Origin of the sequence: Paraburkholderia sp. J63, from assembly GCF_905220245.1 — a bacterium.
Classification (GTDB): Bacteria; Pseudomonadota; Gammaproteobacteria; order Burkholderiales; family Burkholderiaceae; genus Paraburkholderia.
In genome coordinates this window covers 133,820-148,956 of the sequence record NZ_CAJMZF010000014.1, presented here as the reverse complement: position 1 = coordinate 148,956, position 15,137 = coordinate 133,820, and the positions used below count along the sequence as shown (strand labels likewise).

General features: G+C 67.8%; 10 protein-coding genes and 1 pseudogene. 6 read left to right on the top strand and 5 right to left on the bottom strand.

Translation table 11 applies throughout. From position 1 onward, the window contains the following. Positions 1-98: 98 nt before the first annotated feature. Entirely contained in the window at positions 99-455 is a 357-nt protein-coding gene (locus tag U5775_RS17640) for a hypothetical protein (RefSeq protein ID WP_322059366.1), read from the bottom strand. A 245-nt stretch (positions 456-700) separates the two neighbouring features. Here U5775_RS17640 and U5775_RS17635 point away from each other — a divergent pair. After that, positions 701-1,618, top strand: a pseudogene (locus U5775_RS17635) (GNAT family N-acetyltransferase); the annotation flags it as partial. A gap of 63 nt (positions 1,619-1,681) precedes the next feature. Next, positions 1,682-2,017 (top strand): GIY-YIG nuclease family protein, encoded by a 336-nt coding sequence (locus U5775_RS17630; RefSeq protein WP_322059365.1) that lies wholly within the window; start codon positions 1,682-1,684, stop codon positions 2,015-2,017. Between the two features lie 77 nt (positions 2,018-2,094). On the opposite strand, the gene ppa is transcribed toward U5775_RS17630, so the two are convergent. Then, positions 2,095-2,622 carry an inorganic diphosphatase gene (gene ppa / locus U5775_RS17625; RefSeq protein ID WP_322059364.1) on the bottom strand — a complete coding sequence of 176 codons (528 nt, stop codon included), beginning with the start codon at positions 2,620-2,622 and terminating at the stop codon, positions 2,095-2,097. 415 nt (positions 2,623-3,037) lie between these two features. On the opposite strand from ppa, the gene U5775_RS17620 reads away from it, so the two are divergent. From U5775_RS17620 to U5775_RS17610, 3 genes are all read left to right on the top strand, one after another. Then, positions 3,038-4,477 (top strand): aldehyde dehydrogenase family protein, encoded by a 1,440-nt coding sequence (locus U5775_RS17620; RefSeq protein WP_322059363.1) that lies wholly within the window; start codon positions 3,038-3,040, stop codon positions 4,475-4,477. Between the two features lie 52 nt (positions 4,478-4,529). Next, on the top strand, positions 4,530-5,288 hold the full coding sequence (locus U5775_RS17615) for an SDR family oxidoreductase (RefSeq protein ID WP_322059362.1): 759 nt from the start codon (positions 4,530-4,532) through the stop codon (positions 5,286-5,288). 197 nt (positions 5,289-5,485) lie between these two features. Next, positions 5,486-6,805 (top strand): MFS transporter, encoded by a 1,320-nt coding sequence (locus tag U5775_RS17610; protein WP_322059361.1) that lies wholly within the window; start codon positions 5,486-5,488, stop codon positions 6,803-6,805. A gap of 70 nt (positions 6,806-6,875) precedes the next feature. Here the strand turns inward: U5775_RS17610 and U5775_RS17605 are convergent, their stop codons facing one another. Genes U5775_RS17605 through hemC form a run of 3 tightly spaced genes read right to left on the bottom strand, consistent with a single transcriptional unit; the run spans position 6,876 to position 11,473 of the window. Then, positions 6,876-8,075 (bottom strand): heme biosynthesis protein HemY, encoded by a 1,200-nt coding sequence (locus U5775_RS17605; RefSeq protein ID WP_322059360.1) that lies wholly within the window; start codon positions 8,073-8,075, stop codon positions 6,876-6,878. 3 nt (positions 8,076-8,078) lie between these two features. Continuing rightward, positions 8,079-10,382, bottom strand: a complete 2,304-nt coding sequence (gene hemDX, locus U5775_RS17600) for a fused uroporphyrinogen-III synthase HemD/membrane protein HemX (RefSeq protein WP_322059359.1) — start codon at positions 10,380-10,382, stop codon at positions 8,079-8,081. Continuing rightward, on the bottom strand, positions 10,379-11,473 hold the full coding sequence (gene hemC / locus U5775_RS17595) for a hydroxymethylbilane synthase (RefSeq protein ID WP_322059358.1): 1,095 nt from the start codon (positions 11,471-11,473) through the stop codon (positions 10,379-10,381). Before hemC ends, hemDX begins: the two co-directional genes overlap by 4 nt. A gap of 447 nt (positions 11,474-11,920) precedes the next feature. Here hemC and ppc point away from each other — a divergent pair, with 447 nt between their 5' ends. Next, entirely contained in the window at positions 11,921-15,046 is a 3,126-nt protein-coding gene (gene ppc / locus U5775_RS17590) for a phosphoenolpyruvate carboxylase (RefSeq protein ID WP_322059357.1), read from the top strand. Positions 15,047-15,137: the final 91 nt, after the last annotated feature.

Below are 15,137 nucleotides of genomic sequence, written 5' to 3'. Positions count from 1 at the left end.
TTCTTTTGCCAACTATGCACATCGCCACCGCATCGTATCCAACGAGCATAATTTCGATGGCATCCCCGGAAACTAACCCTTCCGCAGCACGGAAGCCGTTAGTTGCCTGATGATACTTCGTTCGTCAGGTTTTGCGGGGTATTTAGAACAGCGTTGACGTTGTTTTGCGGCCGACTCTTGGACGCGCCGATGACCAGCTTTGACGTCAGCATTTGCCGAATTGCTGCCAGCTGTCGGCGGCCGTCTTCCCGCGGGGTGATGACCACCTCGTCTGGCACGGTGACTCCAAGGACCTTCGCAATATTGGAAATGTAGGGACGCGTGCGTCCCGGAAGCGAGTCGCGCGCTGCTCGGACCCGACTGAGGCCGCAGGTAGCCATCAGATAGTCGAGGGCGCGGCGGTCCCTATTGTTCTCAAGCAAAACGTCGAGAGCACCAGCGGTGGTGGCTTCCATGGCACACTCCCTTTGTGGTTGGGTGCAAGGAGCAATCTAGGGCATCCGGAGGCAAAGAAAAAGCTTTATTTTCATTGACTTAGATGAGAATCTTCCTCCCCCTCCCCCAGACCCCCACCCGGTCTCGGGCATGCTTGCCCTCAACCTAAAATCTCTCGGCGCCCTGCGGTCGCCTTCGAAAAGCTTAAAGAGAAATGCATGTAAACCCTACCTGGACACAAACCGCTCAGAAAGAGCCTGCTACATATGTGTTCGACTGGGCCTGGGCCGACGCCTACAAGCGCAACGGCCTCGAGTACTACCCGAAGCTGCTGTGCGCGGTGCCCTTCACGCCCGTGCAGGGCACGCGCCTTCTCGCCGCCGACGAGACCGCGCGCCGCCATCTGGCCGCCACGCTGATGGCGTTCGCCGAGCAGACCGATGTCTCGTCGCTGCACGTGCTCTTTCCCACCGCCGAGGACGCGGCGATGCTCACCGACCTCGGCATGATGCAGCGCGAGGGCGTGCAGTTTCACTGGCTCAACGACGGCTACCGCGACTTCGACGACTTTCTCTCGACGCTCGAGCAAAAGAAGCGCAAGAACATCCGCGCCGAGCGCCGCAAGGTCCGCGACGCGGGCGTGACGCACCGGCGCATTCGCGGCGAGGACATCCGCGACGAGCACTGGCGCTTCTTCAGCCGCTGCTACCGGCAGACCTATCGCGAGCATTTTTCGTCGCCGTATCTGAATCTCGACTTCTTTCGCGCGATCGGCGAAGCGATGCCCGAGAACCTGATGCTCGTGATCGCCGAATACGAGGGCAAGCCAATTGCGAGCTCGCTCGTCGTCTACCAGCGCGACGGCAACGACGCGAACGGTAGCGGCGGCACGCTCTACGGCCGCTACTGGGGCGCGCTCGAACACGTGCCCTGCCTGCACTTCGAGACCGCGTACTATCAGCCGCTCGAGTTCTGCATCGAGGAAAAGCTCGCCGTGTTCGAAGGCGGCGCGCAGGGCGAGCACAAGATGGCGCGCGGCTTCCTGCCCACCGTCACGCGCTCGGCGCACTGGCTCGCGCATCCCGCGTTCGCCGACGCCGTCGCTCACTTTCTGCAAAGCGAGACGAACCAGATTCATGCCTATGTTCACGAGCTGAACGAGCACAATCCGTTTCGTAGCTGAATCTCGCATCCGAGTCCGGCGGCCGCCCCCTTCACCCTTCAAACGATCATCGCATCCCGAAACATGCCGTGGTTCCTCTACCTGCTCGAATGCGCCGACGGCAGCGTCTACACGGGTATCGCCGTCGACGTCGAAGCGCGCTTCGCGCAGCACGCGAACGGCACCGGCGCGCGCTACACGCGCTCGCGCAAGCCGGTGCGCGTGCTCGCGCAATTCGAGCTTGCCGACCGCGCGAGCGCCCTGCGCGCCGAATACCGCGTCAAACGCCTCGCCCCGCGCGAAAAGCGCGCGCTCGCGGCGGGCGCGCGCACGCTCGAATCGGTGTTGCCGCCGCCTCCATCGCCCCCGCTAGCCTTGGCTCCCGACAGCACCGAACCGCCAGCCGAAGCGCCGGTTTGAGAACCCGTGGACGAAAAAAAAGCGCCCCTTGCGGAGCGCCTTTGCCGGCAAAGCCGGGGGTTCCCGGCGAGCCTCGCTTACTTCTTGAAGTTCGCGACGCCGTCGGTGATTTCCTTGTGCGCGGCGTCGATGCCGACCCAGCCTTCGACCTTCACCCACTTGCCCTTTTCGAGCGACTTGTAGTTCTCGAAGAAGTGCTTGATCTGGTCTTTCAGGTACTCGGGCACGTCGTCGAGCGACTTGATGTTGGCCGTCATCGGGCAGACCTTGTCGTGCGGCACCGCGACCAGCTTCGCGTCGACGCCCGACTCGTCGGTCATCTGCAGCATGCCGAGCGCGCGCGAGCGCACGACTGAGCCTGCCAGCAGCGGGAACGGCGTGATCACGAGCACGTCGACGGGGTCGCCGTCGCCCGACAGCGTCTGCGGGATGAAGCCGTAGTTCACCGGATAGCGCATGCCCGTGCCGACGAAGCGGTCGACGACCAGCAGGCCCATTTCCTTGTCGGCTTCGTACTTGACCGGATCGCTTTGCGCCGGAATCTCGATGATCACGTTGAAGTCTTGCGGCAGATCCTTGCCGGCGGGGACATTTGCGAAGCTCATGAGCGCTCTCTGTTGAGAAGGGAAAAAAGCGACGGTTGCGTGCGCGGGGCGCGGCGTGCGGCGGACGAGGCCGGACAGGCCCGGCAAGACTCGACGCGCACGGCGCTCCGGCGCGAAACCGGACGTTGGAGGTTGGCGCCCATTATAGCCAATCGGCCGCGGCGCCCGGCGCTTTGGCCCAGGGCTTTCCCGCAGGCGGATGAAGCGTCCGCTGAATTGGCGCGCGTGAGCGCTGCGATTGGCGCGATAATGAGCGGGCCGGCGCGGTCACCGCGCAGCCGCGTTTGAAGCCTCGCGTTTGAAGCACCGTGTCTGACGCACCCGAGCCCGCACCGGCGGCCTGTCCTGTTTTGCCTTTCCCTTCCCGCGTTTCAGTTTCATTCCCGCGTTTCATTCCCTTTTACGAGGCGCATGCATGGAAGAAGCGAAGCACTTCATCGGCGGCGAGTGGTGCTCGCCCGCCAGCGGCGAGACCCTCGCCGCGATCGATCCCTCCACCGGCCAGCCCTTCGCCCAGCTCGCACGCGGCAACGCCGCCGACATCGACGCCGCCGTTGCCGCCGCGCGCGAGGCTTATGAAGGCGCCTGGGGCGCACTGAGCGCCGCCGAGCGCGGACGCCTGCTGTTCAAGCTCTCCGGTCTCGTGGCCCAGCATCAGGAAGCGCTCGCGCAGCTCGAAGCGCGCGACACCGGCAAGCCGCTCAAGCAGGCGCGCGCCGACGCCGCCGCGCTCGCGCGATACTTCGAGTTCTACGCGGGCGCCGCCGACAAGCTGCACGGCGAGACGCTGCCCTACCAGGCCGGCTATACGGTGCTCACGGTGCGCGAGCCGCATGGCGTGACGGGCCACATCGTGCCGTGGAACTACCCGATGCAGATCTTCGGGCGCAGCGTGGGCGCGGCGCTCGCGGCCGGCAACGCCTGCGTCGTGAAGCCCGCCGAGGACGCCTGCGTCTCGCTGCTCGAAGTCGCGGCGCTCGCGCGCGAAGCGGGCTTGCCGCCGGGCGCGCTGAATATCGTCACCGGGCTCGGTCACGAGGCGGGCGCGGCGCTCTCTGCGCACCCCGACATCGACCACATCTCGTTCACGGGTTCGCCGCAAACGGGCAAGCTCGTCGCGCAAACGGCCGCCGGCAACCACGTGCCCGTCACACTGGAGCTGGGCGGAAAGTCGCCGCAAATCGTGTTCGCCGATGCCGATTTCGACGCGGCGCTGCCCGTGCTCGTCGCCGCCATCGTGCAGAACGCGGGGCAGACATGCTCGGCGGGCAGCCGCGTGCTGATCGAGCGAGCCGCCTACGAGCCGCTGCTCGAACGGCTCGCAGCGGCGTTCGGGGCGTTGCGCGTGGGGCCCGCGAGCGCCGATCTCGACTGCGGGCCGCTCATCAGCGAGAAGCAGCGCCGGCGCGTGCGCGATTTCCTCGACGAAGCGCAGCGCGAGAGCATCGCCACCGCGGCGCGCGGCAAGCTCGACGCCGATGCGCCCGCGGGCGGCTTCTACGAAGCCCCGGCACTCCTGCGCGACGTGCCGCCCCAGAGCCGGCTCGCGCAGGAGGAGGTGTTCGGCCCCGTGCTCGCGGCCATGCCCTTCGACGACGAAAACGCCGCCGTCGCGCTCGCCAACGGCACGCCCTACGGGCTCGTGGCGGGCGTGTGGACGCGCGACGGCGCGCGCCAGATGCGCATGGCGCGGCGCGTGCGCGCGGGGCAGGTGTTCGTGAACAACTATGGCGCGGGCGGCGGCGTCGAGCTGCCGTTCGGCGGCACGCGGCTATCCGGTTATGGACGCGAGAAAGGCTTCGAGGCGCTCTACGGCTTCACGGTGCTCAAAACCATCGCGCTGCGGCACGGCTAGCGCGGCTACCCTTGTCGATCGATACGCAACTACACGGACACACGGAGACACCATGCGACTCAAAGGCAAAACGGCCGTCGTAACGGGCGCCGGCTCGGGCTTCGGCGAAGGCATCGCGAAGACCTATGCGCGCGAAGGCGCGAACGTCGTCGTCAACGACCTGAACGGCGACGCGGCGCAGCGCGTGGCGAGCGAGATCGCGCTCGCGGGCGGCAAGGCCATCGCGGTGCAAGGCGACATCACCCGCGAGGCCGACTGGCACGCGCTGCGCGAAGCCGCCGTCGAGGATTTCGGCAGCGTGCAGATCGTCGTCAACAACGCGGGCACCACGCATCGCAACAAGCCCGTGCTCGAAGTCAGCGAAGCCGAGTTCGACCGCGTCTACGCCGTCAACGTGAAGGGCCTCTACTGGAGCGTGCGGGCCTTCGTGCCGCATTTTCGCGAGCACGGCGGCGGCGCGTTCGTCAACATCGCCTCGACCGCGGGCATCCGGCCGCGCCCGGGGCTCGTCTGGTACAACGGCAGCAAGGGCGCGATGATCGTCGCGAGCAAGGCGCTCGCCGCCGAGCTCGGCCCCGACCAGATCCGCGTGAACTGCGTGAACCCCGTGATCGGCGACACGGGCCTGACCGCCGAATTCATGGGCGTGCCCGACACCCCCGAGAACCGCCAGCGCTTCATCGCGGGCATCCCGCTCGGCCGTTTTTCCACGCCGCAGGACGTGGCCAACGCGTGCCTCTATCTGGCCTCCGACGAAGCCGCGTTCATCACCGGCACCTGCATCGAAGTGGACGGCGGGCGCTGCGTATAGTCAGCTTATTGAGCCTCTCCCGGCGCGTGCCCGGGTGTCTCTCGAGCCCGCCCTAAGTGATTGACTGATCAGTGTTTTCCCCGACTTTCACGGGCCACCGCGGCGCGGCGGCCCGTATAGAATGGTCGTGCTTTAGAGTCAGATACCCGCCATAACCGGGCGGAAATACTACAAGCACGACGATCTATGGAGACACCATGGCCAGTCCAGCAAATCACCTGCCGCATGCGGGCGCGGGCGCTCCGCCCTCCGCCTTCGAAGAAGCCACCTATCGCAAGGTCGCGTGGCGCCTCATCCCGCTTCTGATGCTCTGCTACGTGGTCGCGTATCTGGACCGCGTCAACGTGGGCTTCGCCAAGCTGCAAATGAGCACGGCGCTCAATCTCTCGGATGCCGTCTACGGCTTCGGCGCGGGCATTTTCTTCATCGGCTATTTTTTGTTCGAAGTGCCAAGCAATGTGATCCTGCATCGCGTGGGCGCGCGCGTGTGGATCGCGCGCATCATGGTCACGTGGGGCCTCGTCTCGATCCTGACGATGTTCGTGACCACGCCCACCATGTTCTACGTGATGCGCTTTCTGCTCGGCCTGTGCGAGGCGGGCTTCTTCCCCGGCATCATCCTCTACCTCACCTACTGGTATCCGGCGCACCGGCGCGGACGCATGACCACCTGGTTCATGACGGCCATCGCGCTCTCGGGCGTGATCGGCGGACCGATCTCGGGCTGGATCCTCAAGTCCTTCGACGGCGCGAACGGCTGGCAGGGCTGGCAGTGGCTGTTCCTGCTCGAAGGGCTGCCTTCGGTGATCGTCGGCGTGCTGGTGTTCTTCGTGCTCGACGACCGCATCGGCAAGGCCAAGTGGCTCACCGAAGAAGAGCGCGCGCTGCTCGAGCGCAACATCGCCGCCGAGGACGCCACCAAGGAAGATCTCCCGCTCGCCCGCGTGCTCACGAGCCCACGCGTGCTCGTGATGAGCTTCACCTACTTCTCGTTCGTGATGGGCCTCTACGGCGTGAGCTTCTGGCTGCCCACCATCATCAAGGCGACGGGCGTGAAGGACGCGCTCACGATCGGCCTGCTTGCGGCGATTCCGTTCGCGGCCGCCGTGGTCGGCATGGTGCTCGTTGCGAAGAGCGCCGACCGCATGCGCGAGCGCCGCTGGCACATCGCGGTTCCGGCCGCGATCGGCGCGCTCGGCCTCGTGCTCTCGGTCACGTGGGCGCACGACACCACGCTCGCGATGACGGCGCTCACGATCGCCACCATCGGCATTCTCACCACGCTGCCGCTGTTCTGGAGCCTGCCCACGGCGTGGCTCGCGGGCACGGGCGCGGCGGCGGGCATCGCGCTCATCAACTCGATCGGCAATCTCGCGGGCTTCCTGAGCCCCTACGCGGTGGGCTGGCTCAAGCAGGTCACGGCCGCCAACGATTCGGGCATGTACATGCTCGCGGCGTTCATGATCCTCGGCGGGTTGCTCGCGCTGTGCGCGCCGAAGGCGCTGGTGAACCGCTAGCGTTTTCGCACGCTGAAAAGCAAACGGCCGCTCGAAAGCGGCCGTTGTGCGTTGAAGCTGGCGATGCGCCTCAAACGACATTCATCGCCAGCGCGCTCTCGCGATAGTGCGTGGCGGCCTTCTCGCTGTCGCCGAGCTGCTCGTGCAGGCGCGCGAGCGCGCGATGCGAGCGAATCTTGAGCGGCTCGTTCTCGCTCGCGTCGGCGGACTTGAGCGCCGCTTCGAGGAACGACTGCGCCTTGCCCCAGAGCTGCTGCTTCAGGCACAGGCGGCCCAGTGCGAACAGCAGGTCGCCGTCTTCGGGACGGTCCTTGCGCCATGCCTCGGCCTTCTGGATGAGCGGCAGCGCGTCGTTGCCCGCGGTGTCCGGATAGCGGCGCAGCAGGCGCGCGTCCCAGTTCTGCGCGAGCGCTTCCTCGACGATCTTGCGCGCCTCGTTCGGGCGGTCGAGTGCGATCAGCAGCTCGGCGGCGCAATCGGCGAGACGCGGCGAATGACGCTCGATGGGCGTGAGCGCGTGCCAGAGTTCGAGCAAGGCGTCCGCGTTGTGACGGCGGTCGCGCAGCAGGTTCTCGGCCGCGAGCTGGCGCAGGCGCACCGCCACGGCCGGATGGAGCGCCTCGCGCTTTTCCAGCGTCTTCACGAGCTTGAGCACTTCGCTCCAGTTCTTGAGCTGCTGCTGCGCGCGCAGCGCGATCTGCTGCGCGTGGATGCGGCGGCCGCCCTGCGAGCGCATTTCGGTGAGCGCGGCGAGCGCCCCGTCCGCGTCGCGGCCATCGGCGCGCATGTCGGCGGTGGCCATGAGGCGCGCTTCCTGGAGGTCGGGGTCGTCCACCTGGGTGAGCCAGTCGTCGCGGCGCGCGTACTCGTGCAGACGATGCGCGGCGTTCGCGGCGATCAGGCCCGCGGCACCCTTGTTCTTCTCGTCGACGAGCGAGTCGCGTGCGGCCTTTTCAGCGCGCGAGAAACGGCCCGCGTAGAGATTGCCCACGGCGTCGCGCAGCGCCGAGTTCGCCTTTTCCGTGCGCATGCGCGCGCGGTAGGCGGCGACGCGGCGCGGCATCGTCACGAGGTTGCGCGCGAAGCGCAGGATCGCGTAGAGCAGCAGGAACGCCACCACGATGCCGACCACGAACAGGTTCAGCGAGACGTCCACGCGATACGGCGGGTAGACGAGCAGCACCTGCCCCGCGTCGAAACGGCCCACGGTGGCAAGCGCGACGGCGACCGCGAAGAGGATCGCCAGCCAGATAAGTCCACGGATCGCCATGTCTTACCCCCGGCTCTGGTATTGCTGGAGCGCCTTCAGGCTCGTATCGAGCGTGGGCAGCGTGACCGCGCCCGAGCCCGCGTCCACCTGCTTGAGCAGGTCGCGCACGTTCTGCGTTTGCTTCGACGCGCTGTCGAAGTAGCGCGCGAGCGCGGTGTCGGCGGCGGCGAGGTCGGACTTGAGCGTGGGCTCGTTGCGCGAGAGCAGCGAGAGGCGCGCCGACAGGATGCGCAGCTTCAGGTTCTCACGCACGAAGTAGCCCTGGTCGGGCGAGACGAGCATGGCGTCGGCGTTGTCGATGCGGCGCACCTGCACGAGGCTCGTGATCTGCTTGCCGACACCGGAGACGAAGGTGTCGAGCCAGGCGCGCCAGCGCGGCTCGCCGGTGGCGGCGGCCATCTTGGCGGCGTCCACGGGCTCGGCGGCTTCGGGCTTCGTATGCGCGACGATCGCCTCGCCCGCGAGCGGCAGCGTGTCGACGGCGGCGAGCGCGGTATCGAGCTTGATCGCGAGACCCGCGAGGTCCGTGGACGGCGCGGCCTTGAGCTTGTCGGTGTCCTGCGCGATGGCCTTGCGCACGGCGAGCGCCTGCGGGCTGTCCGAGGCGGCCAGACGCGTATCCGCGCTTTGCAGCGCGAAGAGGGCGAGCTGCGTGTTGCCGGTGAGCTGAAGCTGCTCGCTCGCGCTCGAAAGCATCTGGCCGACTTCGGCGAGGGTCCAGTCGTCGCGGTTCTTCGCAAGATCGGCGTATTGCTGCGCGAGCGCCTGCTGCGAGGTCTGCGCGTCGGCGATCTTGCCTTCGAGCAGCGACATCTGCTTGTCGATCTGCTGCGCGCTCGCCACGGCCTCATCGGCGCGCGCGCGCAGCGCGGCGCTTTGCTGGTCGGCGGCCTGCTGGCGCTGCACGAGCGCCGCGTCCACGCGGTCGAGCTTGCGGTTGAGCACGTAGCCGCCTGCCCCCGCGCCCGCCGCGACGAGCACCACGACGAGCCAGAGGATCGCCGTGCCCGCGCCGCCGCGCCGCGCATTCGCGGGCTGCGTCCAGGACGTGGGAGACGCGGATGAATAGGAGGAAGCGCCCGACGCCGGGCGCGCATTCGAGGCGGCCGGCTGGGCGCTCTGGCTGGCGGCGCTCCCTTGAGACGCGGCGCCGCGATTGGGAAGCTGGCTGGAATCGTTCGAATCAGTCATGCGTGATTGTGCCGGCGGCGAGGCCGGGGTGTTCTGAACCGGTTGAGCTGCCTGTGCCCCGCGAGGAGGCGCAGCCGAATGAGCAACGGACGAATCCGCGGATGCCGCCGGAGACAACGAATGGGACGACGAAAGCGATGACAAAGATGACGCGAGGCCCAGCAGCGTCTGGACAATGCGCTCGTCGCCCGCGCCGGACACCGTAATCCTATCAAAACCCAATCCGCGCGCCGTCTCGCCGATCCGCGCATGGGGCGCGACGAGCGGCGCGTGGCGCAGCTCGACGATCTCGCCCGCCGTGAGGTGCTCGCGCGCGAGCTCGTCGAGATTGCGCACGCCTTCGGAGCTGGTCACGAGCCATGCGTGCGGCGCGCCTTCGAGCAGCGCGTGCACGGTCTCCCAGGCGCCGATGGGCGGCTCGGGCACGACGCGCCGATAGGCCGATACGGCCTCGACCTCGGCGCCCGCTTCGCGCAGGCGGTCGGCGAGCCATTCGCGGCCGCCGTCGCCACGCACGATCAGCACGCGCTTGTCCGCGAAGGCGTCCTCGCCCAGCGTTTTTTCGAGCGCGGTGTAGAGCGATTCGGAGTCGAAGCGCGCGGGCTCTTCGTCGGCGGCGCCCGCCGGGCTGATCACGCGATGCGCGGGCGCCGCGACGCCGTGGCGCGCGAGCGCGGCTACGCTCGCGGGGCCCACCACGGCGACGGGCAGCGCATGCGGCCAGATCGACGAGATCGCGCTGTAGCAGGCGAACGCGCGGTCGACGGCGTTGGGCGAGACGAACACCACGAGCGCGTAGCGGTCGAGCGCGCCGAGCGCTTCGCGCAACGGCGCGTCGTCGCGCACAGGTTCGATCGTAATGAGCGGGAATTCGAAGGTGCGCAGACCGTGCGTCTCGAGTTGCGCGGTGAGCGCCTGCGACTGACCGGCCGGACGGGTAATGACGACGGTGAACGGCCCGGACAGGCGCGAACTATGACTGGAAGCAGAACCCGGGGCGGCGCGGCCTGCTGGCGAGCCGCCCGCCCCCCTGCCGGGATCGGCGGGGCCGCCCCATTCGTCGGGCTGCGCGGGAGCGTGGATGCCGCCGCGGCGCGGCTGCCAGGGGGCCGTCATCGCTTGCCCGCGTCGTCCGGCGCGGAGGCGCCCGAACCAGCCACATCATCGGCACCATCGGCACCACCCGCGCCGTGCTTGCCGGCCGGCGGCGCATTCGGCGCGCGCGTCTCGTCGGCGCTTGTCTCAGAAAGCGCGCGCACGATGTCGAGCGCGCCCTGGGCGATCAGGGCATCGGCGACCTGGCGGCCCAGCGCGACGGCGTCTTCGACCGTGGCCGGCGCGGCGTCGCCCTCGGCGGCGAGCACGCGGCTCGCGTCGGGCGTGGCGATGGTGCCGCGCAGCGCGAGCCGGCCATCGTGCCACTGCGCGTAAGCCGCGAGCGGCACCGAGCAACTGCCGCCCAGCGCGCGCGAGACCATGCGCTCGGCCTCCACGGCCTTCGCAGTGGCGTCGTCGTGCAGCGGCGCGAGCCAGGCGGCCAGCTCGGCGCGGTCGGCGCGGATCTCGATCCCGAGCGCACCCTGCCCCGCCGCGGGCAGGCTGTCCGCGGGCTCCAGCAGTGCGCGGATGCGCGCACCGAGGCCGAGGCGCTTGAGCCCCGCCGCCGCGAGAATGATGGCCGCATAGTCGCCGCGATCGAGCTTGCCAAGGCGCGTGTCGAGGTTGCCGCGCAGCGGCTTCACGTCGAGATGCGGATAGCGCGCGCGGATCATCGACTCGCGGCGCAGGCTGGAGGTGCCCACCACGCTGCCCGGCGGCAGCGCCGCGAGCGAGTCGTAGTCGTTGGAGACGAAGGCGTCGCGCGGGTCCTCGCGCTCCATGATGGCCGTGAGCGCGAAGCCCTCGGGCAGTTCCATGGGCACGTCCTTGAGCGAATGCACGGCCAGATCGGCGCGGCCCTCGGCCAGCGCCTGCTCCAGTTCCTTGACGAACAGACCCTTACCACCGACTTTCGAAAGCGTCCGGTCGAGAATTTGATCGCCGCGCGTCGTCATTCCGACGATTTTCACGTCGCAGGATGGATATAATTTGTGCAGCGCAGCTTGCACATGCTCGGCCTGCCACATCGCGAGGCGGCTCTCCCGCGAAGCGATCACAAGGGTGCGCGGGTTGGCTGACATGGGCGCGGATAACGTCTCGGAATTCATGGCAAGCACATCGAATGACGGGTTCGAAAAACAGAATCGGATAACAGGCAATGTTAGCACGCGCCCCTTTTTCGGCTTGCCCCTCGGGCGCCGAAGGGGCCCACGAAGCCCTCTGACGAGCGCGTGCGGTGGCAAGGAAGAGACCCGGATCGGCGCATCGCCGCGTACGCGGTATCCAGTCCCCAGCGTCCCTCAACGTTCCCCCGGCAAAACCGGCCCTCTCCGATCTGTCCGCGCGCTGTCTCATAATGTGCGGCACGCGCAGGATGGCAGCTTCATCCGTTCCAGGCAGCACCCGTTGTACCCCCGACCGTGGCCTGCGCCGCGGCCAAGCAGTTGGCAGTTCCCGATCAACTTGTCCATCTTCTGTCGGCCAGCGCGGGTGCTCAGGCGCCTGACTCCGGCCCCATGCAAGATGATTGCCTGGCTAGTCCTGAGGAAAACATCGTGAAGTCTTCCGGATCGGCGCGCGCCGCGCGCCGCAACAACGCATCGCAATCCGCCTCTTCCACGGCCGCCGAAACGGCCGCTCCGTCGCCGGCCAAAAAAGCCCGCGCGACGACAGCCGTGAAAGCCTCGCCCCAACCGACGAAGGCCACGAAAACGGCAGACGCGACGAAGACCACGAAGGCCATTAAAGCCACGAAAGCCCCCACCCAGGTCGCCAAAACCCCGAAAGCCGCTAAAGCCGCGAAACCTGCCGGCGCCCCGCAAGCCGCCGCGAAGCCCGCGGCGGCCGCACGCAACGCCCGCGCGCGCGACGACAAGGACCAGCCGCTGTTCGAGGACATCCGCTACCTCGGCCGGCTGCTCGGCGACGTGCTGCGCGAGCAGGAAGGCGACGCCGTGTTCGACGTGGTGGAGACGATCCGCCAGACGGCCGTGCGTTTTCGCCGCGAGGACGACAACGCCGCCGCGCTCGCGCTCGAGAAGCAGTTGCGCGCGCTCTCGCCCGAGCAGACCGTGAGCGTCGTGCGCGCGTTCAGCTATTTCTCGCATCTCGCGAACATCGCCGAGGACCGCCATCGCAACCGCCGCCGCCGCATCCACGACCTCGCGGGCTCGGCGCCGCGCGCGGGCACCATCGCGCATTCGCTCGAGCGGCTCCAGCAAGCGGGCGCGGCCGCGACGCCCGTGCTCCAGCAGTTCTTCAACGACGCGCTGATCGTGCCCGTGCTCACCGCGCACCCCACGGAGGTGCAGCGCAAGAGCACGCTCGATTCGCAGCATGACGTCGCGCGCCTGCTCGCCCAACGCGAACAGCCGCTTACGCATCGCGAACGCGAGCAGAACGAAGCGATGCTGCGCGCGCGCGTGACCTCGCTCTGGCAGACGCGCATGCTGCGCGACTCGCGCCTGACCGTGGGCGACGAAATCGAAAACGCGCTTTCGTACTACCACACGACCTTCCTCACCGAGATCCCGGCGCTGTACGGCGAGATTGAGACGTCGCTCAAAGAGCACGGCCTTTCCGCGCGCCTGCCCGCGTTCTTCCAGATGGGCAGCTGGATCGGCGGCGACCGCGACGGCAATCCGAACGTCACCGCGGCCACGCTCGAAGAAGCGAGCGAGCGCCAGGCGCAGGTGATCCTCCAGCACTATCTGGACGAAGTGCACAAGCTCGGTGCGGAGCTCTCGGTGTCGAACCTGCTCGCGGGCGCGAGCGAAGCACTGAAGGCGCTCGCCGAAGCCTCGCCCGACCAGTCGCCGCACCGCGTGGACGAGCCGTACCGCCGCGCGCTGATCGGCGTCTATACGCGTCTTGCGGCCAGCGCGCGCGTGCGTCTGGGCGAAGGCGTGGTCGCGGTGCGCAGCGCGGGCCGCAACGCCGCGCCCGTGCGCGCGCAGCCTTACGCCGATGCGAACGAGTTCTCGCGCGACCTGCACATCCTGATGGATTCGCTCGCCGAGCATCACGGCGCCTCGCTCGCGACCACGCGTCTCGCGCCGCTCATGCGCGCCGTCGACGTGTTCGGCTTCCATCTCGCGTCGATCGACCTGCGCCAGAGCTCGGACATCCACGAAGCCGTGATCGCCGAGCTGCTCGCGCGCGCCGGCGTCGTGGCCGACTACGCCGCGCTCGGCGAGGAAGAGAAGCAGACCGTGCTGCGCGCGCAGCTCGCCGACGCGCGTCCGCTGCGCTCGCCTTACCTCGACTATTCGGACCTCGTGAAGAGCGAGCTCGGCGTGCTGGAGATGACGCGCGTGACGCGCGAGAAGTTCGGCGCGCGCGCGGTGCGCAACTACATCATCTCGCACACCGAAACCGTTTCCGACCTGCTCGAAGTGATGCTGCTGCAGAAGGAAACCGGCCTCATGAGCGGGCGCCTCGGCCACGCGGACGATCCCGCGAAAGCCGCGCTGATGGTGATCCCGCTGTTCGAGACGATCCCCGACTTGCGCAACGCCACGCACATCATGCGCGACCTGCTCGCGCTGCCGGGCATCGACGGCATGGTCGAGCATCAGGGCAACGAGCAGGAAATCATGCTCGGCTACTCGGACAGCAACAAGGACGGCGGCTTCCTCACCTCGAACTGGGAGCTCTACCGCGCAGAGCTCTCGCTCGTCTCGCTCTATCGCGAGCGCGGCATCACGCTGCGCCTGTTCCATGGCCGCGGCGGCACGGTGGGACGCGGGGGCGGCCCGACCTACAACGCGATCCTCTCGCAGCCGCCGGGCACGGTCGAAGGCCAGATCCGCCTCACCGAGCAGGGCGAAGTCATCGCCTCGAAGTTCGGCAATCCGGAGATCGGCCGCCGCAACCTGGAAACGGTGATCGCCGCCACGCTCGAAGCCACGCTGCTGCCGATGGGCAAAGCCGCGGGCAACTCGCCCGACCAGCTCCCCATGTTCGAAGAGACGATGCAAACGCTCTCCGACGCGGCAATGGCGGCCTACCGCTCGCTCGTCTACGAGACGCCGGGCTTCACCGACTACTTCTTCGCCTCGACGCCGATCACCGAGATCGCCGAGCTCAATATCGGCAGCCGGCCCGCCTCGCGCAAGCTCCAGGACCCGAAGAACCGCAAGATCGACGACCTGCGCGCAATTCCCTGGGGCTTCTCGTGGGGCCAGTGCCGTCTGCTGCTCACGGGCTGGTACGGCTTTGGCAGCGCCGTGGCCGCGTATCTCGACGAAGCGGGCAACGACGCCGAGCGCACGCGCCGTCTCGCGCTCTTCAAGAAGATGTACAAGACCTGGCCGTTCTTCTCGAACCTGCTCTCGAACATGGACATGACGCTCGCGAAAACCGACCTCGCGGTGGCGTCGCGCTATGCGCAGCTCGTGGCCGACAAGAAGCTGCGCAAGCACGTGTTCGACCGCATCGTTGCCGAGTGGGAGCGCACGACCAAGGTGCTCGACGAGATCACGGGCACGAGCGGGCGTCTCGCCGACAACCCGCTGCTCGCGCGCTCGATCAAGAACCGCTTCCCGTATCTCGATCCGCTCAATCACTTGCAGGTCGAACTGATCAAGCGCTATCGCGCCGGCGACCCGAGCCCGCGCGTGCGGCGCGGCATTCATCTGACGATCAACGGGATTGCGGCGGGGCTGCGCAATACGGGTTGATGAAGCGGCTCGCTTGAGCGTTTGCGCTCATGCATAAACGGCGTCGTGCCCGCGAGGGCACGACGCCGTTTTTTATTGCGTGGCGAGAGGT